Origin of the sequence: Streptococcus pseudopneumoniae, from assembly GCF_001072925.1 — a bacterium.
Taxonomy (GTDB): domain Bacteria; phylum Bacillota; class Bacilli; order Lactobacillales; family Streptococcaceae; genus Streptococcus; species Streptococcus pseudopneumoniae_Q.
This window is the reverse complement of the sequence record NZ_JVHE01000117.1, coordinates 17,183-37,736: the sequence shown is the minus strand read 5'-3', so window position 1 is coordinate 37,736 and position 20,554 is coordinate 17,183. Positions and strand designations below refer to the sequence as shown.

Here is a 20,554-nt window from a genome sequence, read left to right as displayed (position 1 = left end):
TTATGAAACAAAGTAAAATGCTTATCCCAACGCTTCGCGAAATGCCAAGCGATGCTCAAGTTATCAGTCACGCCCTTATGTTGCGTGCTGGTTATGTTCGTCAAGTATCAGCAGGTGTTTACTCATACCTACCACTTGCTAACCGTGTTATCGAAAAAGCTAAGAAGATCATGCGTCAAGAGTTTGACAAGATTGGTGCTGTTGAGATGTTGGCTCCAGCCCTTCTTAGTGCAGATCTTTGGCGTGAATCTGGTCGTTATGAAACTTACGGTGAGGACTTGTACAAATTGAAAAACCGTGAGAAGTCAGACTTTATCTTGGGTCCAACTCACGAAGAAACCTTCACAGCTATTGTCCGTGATTCTGTCAAGTCTTACAAGCAATTACCTTTGAACTTGTATCAAATCCAGCCTAAGTATCGTGATGAAAAACGTCCACGTAATGGACTTCTTCGTACGCGTGAGTTCATCATGAAAGATGGTTATAGCTTCCACGCTAACTACGATAGCTTGGATGTAACTTATGATGAGTACAAGGCAGCCTATGAGCGTATCTTCACTCGTAGTGGTTTGGACTTCAAAGCCATCATCGGTGATGGTGGAGCCATGGGTGGTAAGGATAGCCAAGAGTTTATGGCCATCACACCTGCTCGTACAGACCTTGACCGTTGGGTAGTTTTAGATAAGTCTGTCGCATCATTTGACGAAATTCCTTCAGAAGTGCAAGAAGAAATCAAGGCAGAATTGCTGAAATGGATGGTTTCTGGTGAAGATACCATTGCCTACTCAAGTGAATCAAGCTATGCAGCTAACTTGGAAATGGCAACCAACGAGTACAAACCAAGCAATCGTGTTGTGACTGAAGATGAAGTGGCTCGCGTGGAAACACCAGGTGTTAAATCGATTGATGAAGTTGCCGCTTTCTTGAATGTCTCTGAAGAGCAAACAATCAAGACCTTGGTTTATATCGCAGATGAGGAGCCGGTTGTGGCACTACTTGTCGGCAATGACCAGCTCAATGAAGTCAAATTGAAAAACTACCTTGGAGCAGATTTCTTGGAACCTGCAACTGAGGCAGAAGTGAAAGAATTGTTGGGAGCGGACTTTGGTTCACTTGGCCCAGTAGATCTTCCAGAAAATGTCAAGATTATCGCAGACCGCAAGGTACAAGATAGCCGCAATGCTGTTGTTGGTGCCAACGAAGATGGCTACCACTTGACTGGTGTAAACCCAGGTCGTGACTTCACTGCCGAGTATGTGGATATCCGTGAAGTTCGTGAGGGAGAAATTTCTCCAGACGGACAAGGTGTTCTTAACTTTGCGCGTGGTATCGAGATTGGTCACATCTTTAAACTGGGTACTCGTTACTCAGCAAGTATGGGTGCAGATGTCTTGGATGAAAATGGTCGCGCCGTGCCAATCATCATGGGCTGCTACGGTATCGGTGTCAGCCGTCTCCTTTCAGCAGTTATGGAGCAACACGCTCGCCTCTTTGTTAACAAAACTCCAAAAGGTGAATACCGTTACGCTTGGGGAATCAACTTCCCTAAAGAATTGGCACCATTTGATGTACACTTGATTCCAGTTAATGTCAAGGATGAAGCAAGTCTTGAATTGACTAATCGTATCGAAGAAGCCTTGGTCAACAAAGGCTACGAAGTCTTGACAGATGACCGTAACGAACGTGTCGGAGTTAAATTCAGCGATAGCGACTTGATTGGTCTTCCAATTCGTATCACTGTTGGTAAGAAAGCAGCTGACGGTATCGTAGAAGTGAAGATCAAGGCGACAGGAGATACGATTGAAGTTCATGCAGATAACTTGCTTGAAACTCTTGAAATCTTAACCAACAAATAAAATCTATAATCAGAAGAAAAACAAGACAAAAATGTAACTAGTTTTTGCCTTGTTTTTTCTGTATAATGAGAGAAAGTAAGACTCAATGAAAATCAAAGAGCAAACTAGGAAACTAGCCGCAGGTTGCTCAAAACATCGTTTTGAGGTTGCAGATGGAAGTTGACGCGGTTTGAATTTGATTTTCGAAGAGTATAAACATTAAAAGCGTAAAAAGAGGTAGTGCTATGCTAAAATTTCCAAAGGATTTTGTCTGGGGTTCCTCAACTTCTGGGCCGCAGACAGAAGGACGAGTGCCTGGTGATGGCAAGGGAGATAATCTCTGGGATTATTGGTTTCAAGTAGAGCCAAATCGTTACTACAATGGTATTGGACCAGACAACACGTCGACCTTCTATGAAAACTGGGAAAAGGATATCGAACTCTTGTTAGAAACTGGCCACACAGCCTTTCGAACTTCTATCCAGTGGTCTCGTATTTTCCCACAGGGCCGTGGGGAAGTCAACCCTCAAGGTGTGGCTTTCTACCGTCAGGTCTTTGAAGCCATCAAGGCCAAGGGCATTCGCCTCTTAGTCAATCTCTATCACTTTGACCTGCCTTTTGCCCTTCAAGAAGATGGGGATGGTTGGGAAAATAAGGCAACTATTAAGGCTTATGAAGACTATGCTCGTTTCTGTTTTGAAACCTACGGAGACTTGGTTGACCAGTGGATTACCTTCAATGAACCAATCGTTCCTGTAGAGTTTGGCTATTTTTATGATGCCCATTATCCTCACAAGGTAGATGCTAAAGCGGCAGTTAAGGTTGCCTATCATACCCAGCTAGCCAGCACTCTTGCAGTTAAGGCTTGTCATGAAATCTTACCAGACTCTAAGATTGGGATCGTCCTCAACTTGACACCAGCCTATCCACGTAGCCAGCATCCTGCCGATGTCAAGGCTGCTCGTATTGCCGACCTCTTTCAGGCACAATCTTTCCTAGATCCGTCTGTTTTAGGAGCTTATCCAGAAGAGTTGGTGGAAATTTTGGCTGAGCATGACTTGTTACCAGAATACACAGCCGAAGAGTTGAAACTCATTCGCGAGCATACGGTTGACTTCCTAGGAGTCAACTACTACCAACCTTTGCGTGTCATGGCGCCGCGTTTTGCTAAGCATCCTGACAGCCCACTCTTGCCAGAGCATTTCTATGAACCTTACGTCATGCCAGGTCGTAAGATCAATCCACACCGCGGTTGGGAAATCTACGAGCAAGGGATTTATGACATTGCCCAAAACATCAAGGAAAACTACGGTAATATTGAGTGGATGCTGACAGAGAATGGGATGGGCGTTGAAGGTGAGGATAAATTCCGGGAGAATGGCATGATTCAGGATGATTACCGTATTGACTTTGTCAAAGGTCACCTGCGTGAGCTCCATCGTGCTATCGAAGACGGTGCCAACTGTAAAGGCTACTTGATCTGGACCTTTATTGATTGCTGGTCATGGCTCAACAGCTACAAAAACCGTTATGGTTTAGTCGAGCTTGACCTTGAAACGCAAGAACGCCGTCTGAAAAAATCAGGCCACTGGTTCAAAAAACTCAGTGACAATAATGGATTTTAAGAATAAGAAGAGTGAGATGATTTTCATCTCATTTTTTCTTATAGAATCATCACCAAGCTCTCACCATCATAGAAGAGAATGTTACAAGAGATATAGATGGTATCGTCCTTACAACGATTTACCCTCACCTCTCACCAATTTAAATGGCCACACAAGGAACTAAAAATGTCTACTTAATCAAGGCCTTTTCTAATGAGTAAATTCGTTGCAACTATAATTGACTAGTGATAAAATACCTAGATAACTAAAAATTAAACGGGGAAATCCGTATGGTAGAACTAGGAATTTCAACATTTGGCGAAACAACAGCCTTAGAGGGGCCAGGACAAGTTTACAGTCATGATGAACGAATCCGTCAGTTGGTAGCAGAAATTGAGCTGGCTGACAAGGTTGGATTGGATGTGTACGGCATTGGGGAGCATCATCGGGAGGACTTTGCGGTATCAGCGCCAGAGATTGTCCTTGCAGCTGGTGCGGTGAATACCAAGAAGATTCGTTTGACCAGTGCGGTCAGTATCCTCTCAAGTATGGATCCCATCCGTTTGTTCCAACAATATGCGACCATCGACGCCCTTTCAAACGGTCGTGCAGAGATTATGGCTGGGCGTGGTTCATTCACCGAGTCCTTTCCACTGTTTGGATATGACTTGAAAGACTATGAAGCCCTCTTTGATGAAAAATTGGATCTGCTCCAGCTAGCAAATGAAAACACCAAGGTGAACTGGCGTGGAGAATTGACCCAAAGTATTGCTGGAAAAGAAGTTTATCCTCGTCCTGTTCAGGACAAATTGCCATTGTGGGTGGCGACAGGTGGTCATGTAGAGTCAACAGTGAAGATTGCTCAGGCTGGTTTACCGATTGTCTATGCGATTATCGGTGGCAATCCTCGCTATTTTAAAAAGTTGATTCAAGCTTATCGTGAGATTGGAAGTGAAGCCGGTCATGCTGACAAAGACCTGAAAGTGGGCGCTCATTCTTGGGGCTGGATTGCTGAAGATGGTGAGCAGGCAGTGAAAGATTATTTCCATCCGACCAAGCAAGTGGTAGATGCGATTTCCAAAGACCGACCACACTGGCAGGAGATGACCTATGAGCAATATTTGGAGCAAGTTGGGCCCAATGGTGCTATGTTTGTGGGGACCCCAGACCAGGTAGCAGAAAAGTTGATCCGCATGATTGAGGATTTAGACTTGGATCGCTTTATGTTGCACCTACCACTTGGTTCTATGCCACATGATCAAGTTCTCAAAGCCATTGAACTCTTTGGAACGCAAGTGGTACCAAAAGTGCGTGCTTACTTTGCCATGAAAGAAGGGTTATAAAAAAATCCAATCAAATTGATAAAAAATCTATATGCCCGTCTGATCTTTAAAAAACTAGAAATAAAAGAAACTCTGGAAAGCTAATAAAAACAAGCTTTTCGGAGTTTTTTCTTTTGCTGATATAAAAAAATCTAATCGGATTGATAGTCAATATATATTAGGAAAACACAAGATGGAGTGGTAAGATGGTGTCAATCCAAATGGATGAAATGGAGGAGATTAAAATGAGTATCAGTCAATCTCATTTAGAAGAAGAATTTAAATGGTTTCATAGTCATCCCGAATTGTCATTTGAAGAATTCGAGACAACAAAACGAGTACGACAGTTATTAGAAAATGCTGGTATTGAGATTCTAGATTTACCATTAAGAACGGGACTAGTAGCAGTCATTAGGGGTGATGAGAGTGGACCAACAATTGCCATCCGAACAGATATTGATGCCCTTCCTATCCAGGAGAAAACATCTCTAGCCTATCGTTCCCTCCGTTCAGATGTGATGCATGCATGCGGTCATGATTTTCATTTAACTTCTGTATATGGGGCTGCACTCCAGTTGCATGCGCTAAGAAAAGACTTAAAAGGTACTATAAAAATTATCTTTCAACCAGCCGAGGAGATTTTTTCTGGAGCTGTTCATGTGATGGAAACGGGCGTTTTGGATGATGTCGATGCTATATTTGGTTTACATGCCAATCCCTCTTTGCCTGTAGGAACTGTCGCTGTTAAAGCAGGTAGTGTTACAGCAGCCGTTGACCGTTTTCAAATCACTCTACGAGGAGTGGGTACTCATGCAGCTCACCCGGATCAGGGAAATGATCCCATCATTGGGACAACCCAATTAGTGACAGCTTTACAGTCAATCATCAGTAGAAATGTCAATCCTTTTTCAACAAACTTAATTAGTGTAACTCATATAAAAGCTGGAGCAACTTGGAATGTGATACCAGAAGATACTTTTGTTGAAGGGACAGTCAGAACTTTAGATGTAGTGGATAGGCAATTTATCAAAAAGAGAATTTATGAACTAACAGAAAATATTGCACAAGCCTTTCGTTTGAAATCTGAGATCAATTGGATAGCAGGGCCTCCAGCAACCAAGAATGATGTGGCATTAGCTGAGCTTGTCTCAGAAATTGCTCAAAAAAGTGGATTGGAAGTTGTCAAACCAGCAGATAGTTTAGGTGGAGAGGATTTTGCCTTCTATCAAGAAAAGATTAAAGGAATGTTTATCCTGGTAGGAACAGGTGAATCTTATCCTTTACACCATCCAGAGTTTCAAGTGGATCCAGCAGCTCTTCTTGCTACTTCGAACTTGCTAGCAAAAATTGGGAAAGAATCTTTAGAGAAACTTGTTGAGAAAGGGGAGTAAATGATTGAATTAAGAGATGTTACGAAACAGTTTCAAACTAAACAGCACACGGTTACTGCCTTAGATAAAGTCTCCCTAAAAATTGAAAAGGGTGATATCTTTGGAATTATCGGTTATTCAGGTGCTGGGAAGTCGACATTGCTAAGAATGGTAAATGGATTAGAGAAGCCGAATGAGGGTGATGTTATTGTCGCAGGTAAGTTAATCAAAGATTTGACAGAAAATGAACTCAATCAACTTCGGAAAAAAATTGGAATGGTATTTCAACAGTTTAGTTTATTAGAAACAAGAACTGTATTTCAAAATATTGCACTTCCTTTGGTCTTGTTAAGAAAGAATAAGAGTGATATCGCTCAAAGAGTAGAAGAACTACTTGATTTTGTGGATTTAAAGGATAAAAAGGATGTTCCAGTAAATAAATTGTCAGGAGGGCAAAAACAACGTGTAGGTATCGCTAGGGCTTTAGCCACAAATCCAGAGATTTTACTCTGTGATGAGGCGACAAGTGCTTTAGATCCCAAAACAACACAGTCTATCTTGAAATTATTAAAAAAAATCAATCAAAATTTTGGGATTACGATCTTGTTGATTACTCATGAAATGGAAGTTGTAAAGGAAATTTGCAATAAAATGGCTGTCATGGAACATGGGGAAATCGTAGAACAAGGTAGTGTTGTAGATTTGTTCACTTCTCCAAAGAATGACTTGACAAGAAGTTTTATTCATACCATTGTGAATCACAATATTCCACGAAGTATTTTAAAAAGACTTGATCAACGATATCCTATCTATAGATTAACTTTTTTAGGTGAGAATTCAGAACAGGATCTTCTATCAAGAATCAATAAGGAATATAAGGTTTCAACACGGATTTTATCTGCTTCTGTAAATGAAGTAGGGGAAACTGTTTTAGGAATCTTGTTTATCCAAATTGAGGGAGAAGAAAATTTACTCAAAGAGGTTGAGGACTATGTTCGTAAAAATCAAGTTTCAATAGAGAGGGTTGTATATGGTGAAGGATTGGCTACAAATTAGTAGTGATAAATTAGTTGAATCAGCGAATCAGACCATCTATATGATTGGTTGGTCCTTGTTTTTTGGAATGTTACTAGCGATTCCTCTGGGATTAGCAATGACTTTATGCAGAAAAGGTGGTCTAAAGGAAAATTTAGTTGTATTTTGGATCATCAATGGTATTGTCAATATCGTCCGTTCAGTTCCTTTTGTTATTCTATTGGTGTTTATAGCTCCAGTAACAAAAATTGTTGTGGGAACTCGGATTGGTACGACTGCAGCCATTGTTCCCTTGGTTTTGTATATTGCACCCTACCTAGCTCGCTTAATAGAGGCTTCTTTATTGGAAGTGAAATCTAGTGTATTGGAGGCAGCTCAGGCAATGGGAGCTAGTACATTACAGATTATCTGGTATTTTCTATTGCCAGAAGCAAAAGCCTCGCTTATTTTAGCTTTGACAACAGGAACAATTGGTTTGCTTGGAGCGACTGCTATGGCAGGTACGATTGGAGGTGGGGGAGTTGGAGATTTGGCCTTAACTTACGGTTACCAACGCTTTAACACCCCTCTGATGTTTGCTACGGTCGTGATATTGATTGTGATTGTACAGTTAATTCAAGCAATTGGAAATTATTTATCTCACAAATTTAGATAGAAGGAAAGGTAAAATCAATGAAAAAACTAACAAGTGTGATTCTATTTTTAGTAGGGCTACTGTTTTTAGTAGCATGTTCAACAAATGGTGGAAGTAAAGAAGCTACAAAAGAACAGTCTTCTGATAAGAAAGTTATTAAGTACGGAAAAGCAGCAGGACCTTATACAGTATTGTTTGAGGATGCGATTATTCCCATCTTAGAAAAAGAAGGGTATCAATTTAAAGTAGTGGAATTTTCAGACTTACTACAGAATGATACAGCTCTAAATGAAGGCGAGATTGATGTCAATGTTGAACAACATACTGCTTATATGGAAAATTTTAACAAAACACAAAATGGGAATCTTGTTGCTATTAGCAAGATTCCAACAATTCCAGCTGGTATCTTCTCATCTAAGCATAAAGATTTAAAAGCTATTTCAAAAGGTGCTAAAATTGCCATTCCTAGTGATGCTTCAAATACAGCTCGTGCTTACAAGTTGCTTGAAAAAGCAGGTTGGTTAAAAATGGATCCAAATGCATCTGTTTCGAAATTGACGAAAGATGACATTGTTGAAAATCCTTATCAACTTGAAATTACAGAAATGGATTCAGCCAATATCCCTAGAGCTTTGGATGACTTTGATTACGCAGTTATAACAGGAAGTATCGTCTACAGTGCAGGAATCGATGCTTCAACAGCCCTCTTGCAAGAGGATATCTTGGACCATTTGATTTTGCAAGTGGTCGTTAAAGAGGAAAATAAAGATAGTGACTGGGCAAAGGCGATCAAAGATGCTTACCATTCAAAAGAATTCAAAGACTATTTAGAAAAAAATAATAAAGGCTTGTGGTTTGTTCCCAATGATTAATAGCATAAAAAGTGAACCGCTGTAATAAGAAACACCTCATGAACTAGAGCGTTTTCTAGTTCATGAGGTGTTTTGCCATATGAAATGAATTAATCTTTGTTTGAAAATAAAGATACTCCCTAGATGAGACTAGCTTATAACAAGCCCGCAAAAAGCATCAAGGCTGATAAAACAATGAAAGCTAGGCTTGCTAGACCACGTTGGCTTGGACTGTATATCTTTCGTTCACCTCGAACGGGGAAGACAATAGCTAGTAATGCGCCACCGACAGCTCCACCTACGTGTCCAGCAAGGCTGATCCCAGGCATTAAAACACTTCCTACTAGGTTGATGACCAAGAGGGAGAGGTAGGATTGACCGAGCTGTTGAAGATAGGGGTTGCGTGAGGCATAACGGAGAACGACAATAGAAGCGAACATACCATAGAGGGCAGTTGAAGCACCAGCAGTAATGGCATTGGGACTAAAAACGAGGACAAAGAGATTTCCCATCATACCTGATAGAAGGTAGATAAAGAAAAACTGTTTGGAGCCAAAGATTTGCTCCATCTGACGTCCCAAGAAGTAAAGGGATAGCATATTGACTAAAAAGTGCTCCAAGCCAATGTGGATAAAGGTTGCTGAGAATAGGCGCCAGATTTGTTCAGGCATGGCCTTGATTGCTGGGGGATAAACAGCTCCGAATTTATACAGGGTAGCTGCACTTGTGTAATTGAACCCGCTAGTTAGAAACATGATGATAAAAACTAGGGTTGTCACGAGGAGAAAGAAGCTCGTGGTGGGATAACGACGATCAAAAATCTCTTTCATAGATGAGTACCTCCTCAACGGGAATATCGTGTGGATCAGGTTGGAAATCCTGAATCTGGCATGGATAAAGTGTACTAATGGTATGGCCTGGGAAATGCTCCAAGTAGCGGTCGTAATAGCCACCTCCGTAGCCAACCCGATAGCCAGAAGGATTGAAAGCTAATCCAGGAACATGGATCAAGTCAATCTGAGACGGCTCAAAGACAATAGCTTCCCCCTGTGGTTCAAGAAGTCCAAAAGAATTTCTTTCGAGCTTCTCTGGTTCATATAGAACCAAGTCCATTTTCCCATGTGGATAGGTTTTGGGAATGAGAATAGTCTTTCCATCTTTTTGAGCCTGTTCGATTAGTCTAGCTGTTTGAAATTCATGGGGAAAAGACAGGTAAGTAGCGATGGTTTTTGCTTCCTTATAGAATGGATGTTGCAGGAGTTGCTCTGTGAGCCAATCGTTCATGCTCTGCTTTTCTTCCTTGGATAGACACTTAAGTCCTTGCAAGACCTGCTCGCGAATGGTTTTTTTCATAGTTTACTCCGCAGCTTTCTTGGCTAAAAAGCTTGATACAGCCTCAACACCGATAGCTAGAGCTTCTTCTTTAGGACTCATCTTTGGATGGTGAAGAGCGTAGGGACTATCAATACCTAGCCAGAACATGACGCCAGGAACCTTGGAGAGAAGGTAACCGAAGTCTTCCCCTGTCATGGCAGGTTCGATATCGATTAGTTCAATCCCCTCTTTTTCATCAAAGAAAGTCATCAACTTCCGGGCTAATTCAGGGTTGTTTTCGACTGGCAAATAACCTCCCTGCTTGAGTTCGATCTCTACATCCATATCAAAGGCAGCTGCTACACCTTCAGCGATAGCTTTGACACGTTTTTGAACCAAGAGGCTCATGTTGTGTGTAAGAGCTCGAATGGTTCCATGTAAGAAGGCTGTATCAGCGATGACATTATTGGTTGTACCAGCTTGAAAAACACCGAAAGTGACGACAGCTCCCTCGATAGGATCGACATTACGGCTGACAACCGACTGAACTTGGGTCACAAAATAGCTAGCTGCAACCAGAGCGTCGTTGGCTTCATGTGGAAAGGCAGCGTGTCCGCCTTTACCCTTAAAGCGAATCTTAACTTCACATGTTCCAGCAAAGAGTGTATGAGTATTGGTCGCAATTTGTCCAACTTTTAAGTCGGGGCGAACATGGAGTCCATAGAATTGGTCAGGCAACCAGTCACCAAAGGCATCATCTTCATACATGAGCATACCGCCTGCCTCATTTTCTTCCGCAGGTTGGAAGAGAAAGAGGAGGTTGTTTTTTGGTTGTTTTTCTAAAGCACGTTCGAGACTTCCAAGTGCAATAGTCATGTGAAAATCATGCCCACAAGCATGCATGCGGTCTGGATGTTGAGAGGCAAAAGGAAGGCCTGTTTGTTCAACAATTGGGAGTCCGTCAATGTCTGTCCGCCAACCAATGGTACGTTCTGGCTGACTTCCCTGCAAGTAAACTAAAATGCCTGTTCGCCAAGTACGAATCTGAACAAAATCCTTACCAGCTGTTAATTTCTCAATAACATTGAGTAAATAAGCGTGAGTCTTGAATTCTTCTAAACCAATCTCAGGAATTTGGTGAAGATCGCGTCGAGTTTGAATCAAATCTAACATATCTATTTTCCTTTTACTGATACGATAAAGAGGCTGGAAACATTTCCGCCTCTGTTACTAATTACAAGGTGCGAAGCGCATCTTCTAGCGCTGTTTTTTGTTGGGTTTGGCTATCGATTTCTTTGATAACACGAGCTGGAACGCCTGCTACCACAACATTTTCTGGAACATCTTGAGTGACGATGGCTCCTGCTGCAACAACAGAACCGCTGCCGATTTGAACACCTTCGATAACCACAGCGTTAGCACCGATGAGAACATTGTCGCCGACACGAACAGGCTCAGCGCTGGCTGGTTCGATAACGCCTGCAAGAACAGCACCGGCACCTACGTGACTATTTTTACCGACAATAGCACGTCCGCCTAAAATAGCTCCCATATCAATCATAGTACCAGCACCGATTTCAGCACCGATATTGATAACTGCTCCCATCATGATAACAGCATTGTCACCAATCTCAACCTGGTCACGGATGATAGCGCCTGGCTCGATACGAGCATTAATATCACGTTTATCAAGGAGAGGTACAGCTGAGTTACGAGCATCTTGCTCAACAACATAGTCCTTGTTTTCTGTTAGTCCATCAAGAAGTGGAGCGATATCTTTCCAGTCTCCAAAGAGAACATTTCCAAGCTTGATAACAGAAGCAGGGATAGTTCCAGCAAGTTGCCCCTCAAAGGTCACTTTTACACTTGTCTTTTTCTCAGCATTTGCGATAAATTGGATAATTTCTTGTGCATTCATTTTTGTAGCAGTCATAGGTGTCTCCTCACTCTTTGTAATGCTTACTATTCTACCAAAAAAGGCTTCAATTTTGAAGCCTTAAGTGTTAAAAGAGGATTCTTTTAGTTTGTTTTTTGATTCTTCAATGGATAGAAAGATCATTGGAATGATAATCAAAATCATAGCCAGTAGCAGATACCCATCCAAGACTAAACCTAGAAAGAGGACGCTTAGAATAGCAGATGATAAAGGTTCGCTTGCGCTAACGACCGACACCACCAATGGGGAAACGAGAGAGACAGCCTTCATCGATAGGAAGAAGGCAAAGGCAGTTCCCAAAAAGGCAATAGTCAAACAAATACAGATACTGATGGCATCAACCTGGAAGCTAATCTTATAAACGGGGTAGAGAAAATTACTAAAAAGTCCAGCGATAATCATTCCCCAGCCAACAGTTGGGACAAAACCATATTTTTTAGCAAAGCGTTGGGGTAAGATGACATTGAACATGACACCTAGGGCACTGAGAAGTCCTGTCAGTAAAGCAAGTGGAGTGATGGATAGCTTAGACAAATCGCCTTTGGTAGCCATCAAAAAGACTCCAAGCATAGCAGTCAGAACATAGAAGATCGCTTTTTTAGAAGCTTTTTTCTTGTAGATAATACGGTTGTAGATAAGAATGAAGACAGGACTGATAAATTGTAGGATGGTTGCAGTTGTAGCGTTGGAGTACTCCACACAGAGATAAAAGAAAAATTGTACGGAGAAGATCCCTAAGATAGCATAGGCAAGGAAAGGAAGATAATTGTTTCGATTTCTCCAGATATCGAAAAGTTTGGATCGGAGTTTTATACTAGATAAGACGATTACGAAACTACCAGCGACGAGTAGACGCATAGAAGTAATCCACCCTGAAGAGACTTGATAATGTGAAAAAAAGTACTCTCCTAAGATTCCACAGATCCCCCAGATCAAGCCAGATAGGAGAGAATAAATGGTTCCCTTAAAAATATTCTTTTGATATTTATTCATGTTGCTATTGTACCATGAAATGAAAAAAGAAAAAAGAGAGTGGAGAAAAATCATTTCTTTCCCACTCTCAATAATTGTGCTGTTTAGTTAGCGCCGTTGATTGCTACTTCTGCTATTGGAACTAGAGCTACTATTACTGTTCCCGTTACTATTAGAAGTATTATTACGATTATTATTGTTGTTGTTATTGTTATTATTGTTACTGTTACTGCTATTGCTATTGTTTGATGAGGAAGAAGATGCTTTAGGCAGACTTCCTAAAATGGTGTTCCAAGCATTTTGGTAGTCAGAATCGCTTCCACCAATAGCAAATTTGTAGCTAGTAGTTGGAGCACCAGCTTGGTTTGCCCAGTAGCTAGTCACCGTTTCTCCGCTCAGATTAATTTCTTTTCCATTAATAGTCACCTTTCCTGGCTTTTGACCAGTTGATTTGAGGACTTGTGATGAAGTGACACTTGAATCGAGTTTGAAACGTTCTGAACCCCAAGCAGAAGGGGCTGCTTGCTGAATGGCATTTACCAGATGAGCCATATATTTTGCATTGCGGTAGTAAGCTCCCTGGGCTAGAGAACTGTTGTCGTCATGTCCAACCCAGCCTCCCAGAGTTAATCTTGGAGTAGAGACCATGAGCCACATATCTCCTTCTTCATTGCTTGTACCAGTTTTTCCGATCCAGTCAGCACCTGCTAGACTGGAATTGATAGAAGTCAGATCCGTTTGGAAGCTTGTAGTAACTCGAGATGAAAGTACATCTCTTAGCAAACTCTGCATAATGGTTGCGGTAGCTTTAGAGTAAACTTGGATAGGTTTAGCCTGATGTTCATAGAGAACCTCGCCACTCGTTTTCTCAATTTTTGAGATCATGTATTTCTTATGATAGGTACCATTGTTAGCCAGTGTTTGGTATCCATTGGTATGCTGGGCTACAGTAACTTCAATTCCTCCTCCCATAGGAAGACTTTCAATGCCGTATTCTGGGATTTCATAGCCCATTTTTTCCATGTAAGAACGGACATCAACCCCTTTTTCACGGAGCATTCGGTAGGTCCAGTAGGCTGGGATGTTCCAAGAATAGTTCAGAGCTTCTTTAAGGTCTATCATGGCTGTTCCAGGACTGTTGACATGCATGATTGGAGTTCCGTTAGAGAAGTTTGTTGGATAGTTAGAGAGGATGCTAGCACTTCCCATAAGCCCTTGGTCGATAGCAATACCGTAGGCCAATAGTGGCTTGGTAGTGGAGGCAGGGGAACGTTTGGTATCGAAGGCGTGATTGTTTTGATTGGTCTGATAATCTCGTCCACCTACAAACCCTAAAATCGCCCCAGTTTGATTGTCCATCAAGACATTCCCGACTTCAGGTTGACCCGAGCTATCATTTAGAAGGTATCCGTAGTTTGTTACGGCATTTTGCATAGCAGTATGAATCGTTTTATCGATGGTAGTTGTAATACGGTAACCACCGTTTTGGATTTCTTTTTCGGCCAATTCTCGATAAGATTTTCGGATCGATTCGTTCTGTAGTTCTTGGTCAGAAACATTGTCCTTTTGCACCAGATAATCATACATAATCTTGGTAGCCTCGTCGAGCGCAGTGAAGTAGAGGAAGCCTTTAGAGGTAACGCTAGCATTTTCTGCTGGCAAGAAATCTTGCTTAATGTCATAAGCCTTGTAGGTTTCATAGTCTTGCTGGCTGAGGGCTCCTGTTCGATACATATTGTAGAGAACATCTTTTGAGCGCTTAATACCGAGTTCAATATCTTCTTCGCTCTTCATCTCACCAGTAGACTCGTAAGGTGAGTAGGAGATAGGGCTTTGTGGTAAACCTGCTAGGAAAGCTGCTTGAGGAATGGTTAGTTTGCTTGCATCCACCCCAAAAATCCCTTTGGCAGCTTGTTGAGCCCCTGCGATATTTTGACCTTTATTGTTACGACCAAAAGGAGCAACGTTGAGATAGGTGGTTAGGATTTCGTCCTTGCTCATGGCTCTTTCCAAGGCCAAGGCATCCACGATTTCACTGGCTTTACGGGCAAGTGTAGGAGCATCACCAACTACTTGTTGTTTGATGAGCTGTTGTGTTAGGGTAGATCCTCCACTGGAAGAACCAAGTCCGATGAATTTTCCTAGACTGGCACGAATGACAGCTTTAGGAACGACACCGTTATGCTCTGCAAAGTGTTCATCCTCGGTTGCAACGATAGCTTGCTTGAGGTTATCTGAAATGGCATCTGATGATACAGATGTGCGAAGTAGATCGCTTTCGATAGCGCTAATCATGGAACCATCTGCATAGCGGATTTCAGAGATGGATGAAATATTATTGACCTGCTTGATCAAATCCTCCGTTTGAGGGACACTAACTTGATCAAAGAGAGAAACAGCATACCCCAAGGCAACCCCTGTTCCAAGGAGACCGCCAATAAAAGCTAGGATGAAAAGTGTGTTAAAAGTTGCCTTTATTCCAAGTAAAATTTTTGCAAATAAAGTCCAGATATCGAATGGTGTTTGCGTTTGCTTTTTCTTCTTCTTAGAATTTTTTCCACTCTTTTTCTTTGTATTCATTTTAGAAATTGTTAATTTTAGAGACCCAAGTAAGGCCAGTCCTTTTTGTTTGATTCTTGTTACATGTTTGTTCATAGAATTCCTCACTCTTTATTATTATACCATAAAAGCATCTCTTGCAAGAAATTAGGCTTAGAACAGGGCTTTGGATAGGGATTGGAGTTCGAAATTTAGACATCAAAAAAGCCAGATTTAAGTTAAATCTGACTGTTTGACAAATTGTTTATTTTTCTCCTGAAAGTTCTTTTCCAAGATCAATCAAGTAGTCCTTCAAGTGGTCTTTGACTTGTGGATGTTTAAGGGCGTATTCGATGGAAGTCTTCATAAACCCAAACTTGTCTCCGACATCGTAACGTGCACCTTTAAACTCACGAGCAAATACTCGTTGGGTTTTGTTGAGAGTATCGATAGCATCTGTTAGCTGGATTTCATTTCCTGCTCCTGGTGTTTGCTTTTCAAGAATACCAAAAATCTCTGGTGTGAGAAGGTAACGACCGATAATAGCTAAATCACTTGGTGCGTCTTCAGGTGCTGGCTTTTCAACGAAGGTTTCAACACTGTAAAGGCCGTCATTTCCTTCTCCCTGAGGAGCGATAACACCGTATGAAGAAACTTCTTCGTGTGGGACAGGCATTACGGCGATAGTAGAAGCATGAGTCTTCTCATAATCATTCATGAGCTGCTTGGTCAATGGCACAGCTTTGTCATTAGTGATATCCATGAGATCATCTCCAAGCATGACCACAAAGGGTTCATTTCCGACGAAAGCCTTTGCTTGTAAGACGGCATCTCCGAGTCCACGTGGGTGTGTTTGACGGATGAAGTGAAGACGCATACCAGTTGTTTCGTCAACTAGTTTCAAAAGGTCGGTTTTTCCTTTTTCCTTGAGGTTGTATTCTAGTTCAAAGTTTGAGTCAAAATGGTCTTCGATAGAGCGTTTTGACTTCCCAGTTACCACAAGAATGTCCTCAATTCCAGACTTGAGAGCTTCTTCAACGATAAACTGGATGGTTGGTTTATCGACGATTGGCAACATTTCTTTGGCCAAAGCTTTAGTAGCAGGTAGGAAACGAGTTCCAAGTCCTGCAGCAGGGATAACGGCTTTTCTAACTTTTTGCTTCATGAGCTTCCTTTCTAACGGTGACTAAGACCACTCGTTCTCTGCCTTGAACTCATTGCTCATGAGTTCAGAAACGGCATCCTTAATATTAACATTTTCATAAATAACTTGGTAGATGGCTTGGGTGATAGGCATATAAACTCCTAGCTCTTGTGCTAATTCGTAAGCAGCTTTGGTTGTTGAAATACCTTCAATGACCATTCCCATATTTGCTTCGATATCTGCCAAGGCTTCGCCACGCCCAAGAGCATCTCCAGCACGCCAGTTACGTGAGTGGACAGAAGTTCCTGTAACGATTAAATCCCCAACTCCAGAAAGACCACTGTATGTTAATGGATTTGCTCCAAGTTTAACACCCAGACGGGTAATTTCTGCCAGACCGCGCGTGATAATAGCAGCTTTGGCATTATCTCCAAAGCCAAGTCCATGAAGGGCTCCTGCCCCAACAGCGATGATGTTTTTAAGAGCACCAGCTGTTTCCACTCCAATCACATCTGTATTGGTATAAAGACGGAAGTAGTGGTTGCTAAAGAGTTTTTGAACATATTGAGCAGTCTGTAAATCTTTAGAAGCAGCCGTAATCAAGGTAATATCGCGTACAATCGTTTCTTCTGCGTGACTAGGACCAGATACAACCACAATTTCACTACGCAACTCTTGAGGGATTTCTTCTTCAAGAATGGTTGAAAGACGTTTGTGACTATTTGGTTCGAGGCCTTTTGAAGCATGCATGACCACCACTTTATGATCCAAAACAGCAGCCACTTGTTGAGCTACCAATCTGGTCACCTTGGTTGGCACCACAAACAAGACAGCATCAACACCCTTCAAGGCTTCTGCCAAATCATGATAGGCCACAATTTTTTCGTCTAATACAGTATCCTTAAAATAGCGTTTGTTAGTATGTTGTGTATTAATTTCATCAATTTGATCAGGAATATTTCCCCAGATACGCACTTGGTGTCCGTTGTCATTTAGAACTTGTGACAAGGCAGTACCCCAAGAACCAGGCCCTAAAACAGCGATGGTTTGTTTGTCCATATTTTCCTCCTTCTGAGAAAGCACTTTCCTATATTCTACCATAAAAAGGACTATCATGCATCTATATAACTAGCTAAGATATGTCCTATTGATAGGAATCTGTATTTATCGAAGGTGATGATTCGGGAAAATCAAAAGTGGAGATCTAAAAAAACAGCCAGGGGGAATTGGCTGTTTTAGTAGGAAAAAAACTAGAGCGTAATGCTGTTATTTTTAGAAATTTTCATAAATAGTAACAAGGAAGTAACTGTCAAGATAGTGAGGATAGTAGATAGGGCTGCTGCCACACCGTAATTCCCACGAAGTACTTCAGTGTAAATAGCTACGGTCATTGTTCTAGTTTTAACGTTATATAAGAGAATGGAAGTAGATAGTTCCGAAATCATTGTTACCCATGAAAGGATTGCCCCTGATATGATTCCTGAAAGCATCATTGGGGTTGTGATTTTAGTAAAGGTATTGAGACGGCTACTTCCCAAACTTTCTGCTGCCTCTTCGATACTAGGAGCAATTTGTTGCAAACTAGCAACTGAAGAACGAATGGTATAAGGAAGTCTTCTGACAGATAAGGACATAATCAAGATGAAGGCTGTTCCAGTAATCATCAGGAAACCACTTCCGAAGAGGCCTGTATTGAATGAAGAGATAAAGGCAATACCGAGTACAGTTCCTGGTACGATATAAGGTACCATACTAAGACTATCGATTAAGTTGGTAAATAGGTTACGTTTGCGAACTGCAAGATAGGAGATGAAAGTCGCAAAGACAACAACTAGAACCAAGGCAAGGAGAGGGATACGAATGGTATTAAAAATAGCAGATCCCATACGGCTAAAGGCAGTCTTATAGCTGTTTAGTGAATATCCTTTGACGAAAACCATACCAGATGTTTTCAGGAAGGATGTATAAATCAAGTAAACTTGAGGCAAAACAGAGAATAAGATAATGCCATAAACTGTCACATAAATAGCAGCCATCTTCCCTTTTGTCGTTTTCTTAGGTTCAATTGGATGAAGCGAGTTCATACTGAAACTGTAGCGATTTGAAACGTACTTTTGGATGAGGAAGATAACTAGGGCGATTGTAATCGCCATAATTGCTAAGGCTGATGCGAAGGCAGAGTTGCCTCCAACTTCACTGATAAACTGTGTATAGATCAAGACTGGGAAGGTACGATATCCCTCACCAATCAACATCGGAGTACCAAAGTCCGAGAAGGCTCTCATAAAGACGAGGAGTGCAGCTGCTAGTAAGGTTGGAACCAAGAGAGGTAAAACGACTGTTACAATTCGTTTTAGACCGAAAGATCCCATGCTTTCAGCAGCTTCCAAGAGGGAGTTGTCGATACTCTTCATAGTCCCAGCTACGTAAAGAAAGACGAGAGGGAAGAGTTGAAGTGTAAAGACAAGCACAATACCTTTGAAACCGTAGATGTCAAGACCTGGCAAGTGAAGTGTGTTGGTTAGAAACTTTGTGATAACCCCGTTTCTTCCCAGCAATAGAATCCAAGAATAGGCACCTACAAAGGGAGCTGACATGGATGCAATGATGATTAAAATCTGTAAAAATTTCTTTCCCTTGAAGTCATACATTGAAAAAAGATAAGCTAGCAAGGTACCAACAAGGACAGAAGTGATTGTTGCAGTTACAGAAACCTTGAAACTGTTGATAAGGGTTTCAGAGTAGTAAGATTTGCTAAAGAAAGTAACAAAATTTTCTAATGAGAAATGACCTTCATGTACTAGTGCCTGTTTTAATACCGTAACAATTGGATAGACCAGAAAAACAAGATAAGTAAGGAAGATGAAGAAGGAAGACGCCGTCCAGATATTTAGTTTTTTACGCTCCATGGCTGACTCCTTTTATGAGATTGCGCGAACCATCTTCAGAGAAGACATTGAGTTTTTGAGTATTGATACGCAAACGAACGCGATCTCCTTTCTTCAAATCTTCTTCAAATGTAGATTCTTCACTTACCTGAAGTTTTGAAGCAAATCCTGTCTCAATGAAGTATTCGGTATTAAGTCCAAGATAGACACTGTCAGTAATTGTTCCATCGATGGGTCCGTTTTCGTCACGGATAAGTTCTTCGGGACGAATGCTGACATGAATAGCTTGTTCTTCCACCTGATCTAGTGCTGGCATACGAAGAGAATAACCATCTTCAAAGACGATGTAAGCTCCGTCAGCTTGCTTTTCCAAACGAGCAGGGATTATGTTTGTTCTACCAATAAAGGTTGCGACAAATTCATTTGCTGGCTTGTGGTAAAGTTCTTTCGGGCGTCCGATTTGTTGGATAACACCATCTTTCATAACGGCGATTTGGTCAGAAATGGCCATAGCTTCTTCTTGGTCGTGAGTTACGTAGACCGTTGTAATACCAACTTCGTGTTGGATTTCACGAATAGCTTGACGCATATCCAATCGCAGTTTGGCATCTAGGTTACTGAGGGGTTCGTCCATGAGGAGAACGCTAGGATTAACTGCCAAGGCACGTGCTAGGGCAACCCGTTGTTGCTGACCACCACTAAGTTTATCTGGTTTTCGGTCTGCATACTGGGCAATTTGCATCAACTCAAGGTATTTATTTGTTTGTTCGATGAGTTCGTCTTTTGGAACTTTCTTTTGCTTGAGTCCGAACGCTACGTTATCACGCACTGTCAAATGTGGGAAAATCGCATAGTTTTGGAAAACCATCCCAATGTTTCGTTTGCTAGGTTCCATGTTGTTGATTTTAGTATCGTCGAAGTAGAACTCTCCTCCTTCGATGCTATTGAAACCTGCAATCATACGAAGTAAGGTTGTTTTCCCACAGCCTGAAGGCCCAAGGAGAGTGAAAAGGCTCCCCTTAGGAATGGTCACGCTTAGATTTTCGATAACAGCTACATCGTGATAAATTTTCTTGGCATTGATAATCTTGATCTCACTCATAGTTAACCT

The 20,554-nt window shown here is 41.5% G+C and carries 17 protein-coding genes; 7 read left to right on the top strand and 10 right to left on the bottom strand.

Features of this window, described 5'->3' with window-relative positions; genetic code table 11:
* Nucleotides 1-2 precede the first annotated feature (2 nt).
* The 7 genes from ADH81_RS09030 (at nucleotide 3) to ADH81_RS09000 (ending at nucleotide 8,672) form a co-directional block, all read left to right on the top strand.
* Nucleotides 3-1,856, top strand: a complete 1,854-nt coding sequence (locus ADH81_RS09030) for a proline--tRNA ligase (RefSeq protein WP_049528423.1) — start codon at nucleotides 3-5, stop codon at nucleotides 1,854-1,856.
* Between the two features lie 224 nt (nucleotides 1,857-2,080).
* Nucleotides 2,081-3,460 carry a glycoside hydrolase family 1 protein gene (locus ADH81_RS09025; protein ID WP_049528421.1) on the top strand — a complete coding sequence of 460 codons (1,380 nt, stop codon included), beginning with the start codon at nucleotides 2,081-2,083 and terminating at the stop codon, nucleotides 3,458-3,460.
* A gap of 269 nt (nucleotides 3,461-3,729) precedes the next feature.
* Nucleotides 3,730-4,782, top strand: coding sequence for an LLM class flavin-dependent oxidoreductase (locus ADH81_RS09020; protein WP_049528418.1), 1,053 nt, complete (start codon nucleotides 3,730-3,732; stop codon nucleotides 4,780-4,782).
* A gap of 185 nt (nucleotides 4,783-4,967) precedes the next feature.
* Nucleotides 4,968-6,152, top strand: a complete 1,185-nt coding sequence (locus tag ADH81_RS09015) for an amidohydrolase (protein WP_239682097.1) — start codon at nucleotides 4,968-4,970, stop codon at nucleotides 6,150-6,152.
* A complete protein-coding gene (locus ADH81_RS09010; protein WP_049528415.1) occupies nucleotides 6,153-7,187 on the top strand; it encodes a methionine ABC transporter ATP-binding protein in 1,035 nt (344 codons plus the stop codon).
* Complete coding sequence (locus ADH81_RS09005) at nucleotides 7,162-7,821, top strand: methionine ABC transporter permease (protein ID WP_049528413.1); 660 nt, start codon at nucleotides 7,162-7,164, stop codon at nucleotides 7,819-7,821. Before ADH81_RS09010 ends, ADH81_RS09005 begins: the two co-directional genes overlap by 26 nt.
* A gap of 17 nt (nucleotides 7,822-7,838) precedes the next feature.
* Nucleotides 7,839-8,672, top strand: a complete 834-nt coding sequence (locus tag ADH81_RS09000) for a MetQ/NlpA family ABC transporter substrate-binding protein (protein ID WP_049528411.1) — start codon at nucleotides 7,839-7,841, stop codon at nucleotides 8,670-8,672.
* A 134-nt stretch (nucleotides 8,673-8,806) separates the two neighbouring features.
* On the opposite strand, the gene ADH81_RS08995 is transcribed toward ADH81_RS09000, so the two are convergent.
* From ADH81_RS08995 to ADH81_RS08950, 10 genes are all read right to left on the bottom strand, one after another.
* Nucleotides 8,807-9,481: a rhomboid family intramembrane serine protease gene (locus ADH81_RS08995; protein WP_049528409.1), complete on the bottom strand. Its 675-nt coding sequence runs from the start codon at nucleotides 9,479-9,481 to the stop codon at nucleotides 8,807-8,809.
* Complete coding sequence (locus ADH81_RS08990; RefSeq protein ID WP_049528406.1) at nucleotides 9,465-10,004, bottom strand: 5-formyltetrahydrofolate cyclo-ligase; 540 nt, start codon at nucleotides 10,002-10,004, stop codon at nucleotides 9,465-9,467. The genes ADH81_RS08995 and ADH81_RS08990 overlap by 17 nt, the downstream gene beginning before the upstream one ends.
* A 3-nt stretch (nucleotides 10,005-10,007) precedes the next feature.
* Nucleotides 10,008-11,138 carry an N-acetyldiaminopimelate deacetylase gene (locus tag ADH81_RS08985; RefSeq protein ID WP_049528405.1) on the bottom strand — a complete coding sequence of 377 codons (1,131 nt, stop codon included), beginning with the start codon at nucleotides 11,136-11,138 and terminating at the stop codon, nucleotides 10,008-10,010.
* A gap of 61 nt (nucleotides 11,139-11,199) precedes the next feature.
* Nucleotides 11,200-11,898, bottom strand: a complete 699-nt coding sequence (gene dapD, locus ADH81_RS08980; protein WP_049528404.1) for a 2,3,4,5-tetrahydropyridine-2,6-dicarboxylate N-acetyltransferase — start codon at nucleotides 11,896-11,898, stop codon at nucleotides 11,200-11,202.
* Between the two features lie 63 nt (nucleotides 11,899-11,961).
* Nucleotides 11,962-12,894, bottom strand: a complete 933-nt coding sequence (locus tag ADH81_RS08975) for a DMT family transporter (protein WP_049528402.1) — start codon at nucleotides 12,892-12,894, stop codon at nucleotides 11,962-11,964.
* 87 nt (nucleotides 12,895-12,981) lie between these two features.
* Nucleotides 12,982-15,528 carry a penicillin-binding protein PBP1B gene (gene pbp1b, locus ADH81_RS08970; RefSeq protein WP_080979316.1) on the bottom strand — a complete coding sequence of 849 codons (2,547 nt, stop codon included), beginning with the start codon at nucleotides 15,526-15,528 and terminating at the stop codon, nucleotides 12,982-12,984.
* Nucleotides 15,529-15,676: 148 nt separating this feature from the next.
* Nucleotides 15,677-16,576, bottom strand: coding sequence for a UTP--glucose-1-phosphate uridylyltransferase GalU (galU, locus tag ADH81_RS08965; RefSeq protein WP_049528400.1), 900 nt, complete (start codon nucleotides 16,574-16,576; stop codon nucleotides 15,677-15,679).
* 21 nt (nucleotides 16,577-16,597) lie between these two features.
* On the bottom strand, nucleotides 16,598-17,614 hold the full coding sequence (locus tag ADH81_RS08960) for an NAD(P)H-dependent glycerol-3-phosphate dehydrogenase (protein WP_049528397.1): 1,017 nt from the start codon (nucleotides 17,612-17,614) through the stop codon (nucleotides 16,598-16,600).
* Nucleotides 17,615-17,805: 191 nt separating this feature from the next.
* Complete coding sequence (locus tag ADH81_RS08955) at nucleotides 17,806-19,464, bottom strand: ABC transporter permease (protein WP_049528395.1); 1,659 nt, start codon at nucleotides 19,462-19,464, stop codon at nucleotides 17,806-17,808.
* Entirely contained in the window at nucleotides 19,454-20,545 is a 1,092-nt protein-coding gene (locus ADH81_RS08950) for an ABC transporter ATP-binding protein (RefSeq protein WP_049528393.1), read from the bottom strand. The genes ADH81_RS08955 and ADH81_RS08950 overlap by 11 nt, the downstream gene beginning before the upstream one ends.
* Nucleotides 20,546-20,554 lie beyond the last annotated feature (9 nt).

Excerpts from the sequence above, each read along its gene's own strand:
- ADH81_RS09030 (WP_049528423.1), top strand. The coding sequence starts at position 3 with ATGAAACAAAGTAAAATGCTTATCCCAACGCTTCGCGAAATGCCAAGC.
- ADH81_RS09025 (WP_049528421.1), top strand. The coding sequence starts at position 2,081 with ATGCTAAAATTTCCAAAGGATTTTGTCTGGGGTTCCTCAACTTCTGGG.
- ADH81_RS09020 (WP_049528418.1), top strand. The coding sequence starts at position 3,730 with ATGGTAGAACTAGGAATTTCAACATTTGGCGAAACAACAGCCTTAGAG.
- ADH81_RS09015 (WP_239682097.1), top strand. The coding sequence starts at position 4,968 with ATGGTGTCAATCCAAATGGATGAAATGGAGGAGATTAAAATGAGTATC.
- ADH81_RS09010 (WP_049528415.1), top strand. The coding sequence starts at position 6,153 with ATGATTGAATTAAGAGATGTTACGAAACAGTTTCAAACTAAACAGCAC.
- ADH81_RS09005 (WP_049528413.1), top strand. The coding sequence starts at position 7,162 with ATGGTGAAGGATTGGCTACAAATTAGTAGTGATAAATTAGTTGAATCA.
- ADH81_RS09000 (WP_049528411.1), top strand. The coding sequence starts at position 7,839 with ATGAAAAAACTAACAAGTGTGATTCTATTTTTAGTAGGGCTACTGTTT.
- ADH81_RS08995 (WP_049528409.1), bottom strand. The coding sequence starts at position 9,481 with ATGAAAGAGATTTTTGATCGTCGTTATCCCACCACGAGCTTCTTTCTC.
- ADH81_RS08990 (WP_049528406.1), bottom strand. The coding sequence starts at position 10,004 with ATGAAAAAAACCATTCGCGAGCAGGTCTTGCAAGGACTTAAGTGTCTA.
- ADH81_RS08985 (WP_049528405.1), bottom strand. The coding sequence starts at position 11,138 with ATGTTAGATTTGATTCAAACTCGACGCGATCTTCACCAAATTCCTGAG.
- dapD (WP_049528404.1), bottom strand. The coding sequence starts at position 11,898 with ATGACTGCTACAAAAATGAATGCACAAGAAATTATCCAATTTATCGCA.
- ADH81_RS08975 (WP_049528402.1), bottom strand. The coding sequence starts at position 12,894 with ATGAATAAATATCAAAAGAATATTTTTAAGGGAACCATTTATTCTCTC.
- pbp1b (WP_080979316.1), bottom strand. The coding sequence starts at position 15,528 with ATGAACAAACATGTAACAAGAATCAAACAAAAAGGACTGGCCTTACTT.
- galU (WP_049528400.1), bottom strand. The coding sequence starts at position 16,576 with ATGAAGCAAAAAGTTAGAAAAGCCGTTATCCCTGCTGCAGGACTTGGA.
- ADH81_RS08960 (WP_049528397.1), bottom strand. The coding sequence starts at position 17,614 with ATGGACAAACAAACCATCGCTGTTTTAGGGCCTGGTTCTTGGGGTACT.
- ADH81_RS08955 (WP_049528395.1), bottom strand. The coding sequence starts at position 19,464 with ATGGAGCGTAAAAAACTAAATATCTGGACGGCGTCTTCCTTCTTCATC.
- ADH81_RS08950 (WP_049528393.1), bottom strand. The coding sequence starts at position 20,545 with ATGAGTGAGATCAAGATTATCAATGCCAAGAAAATTTATCACGATGTA.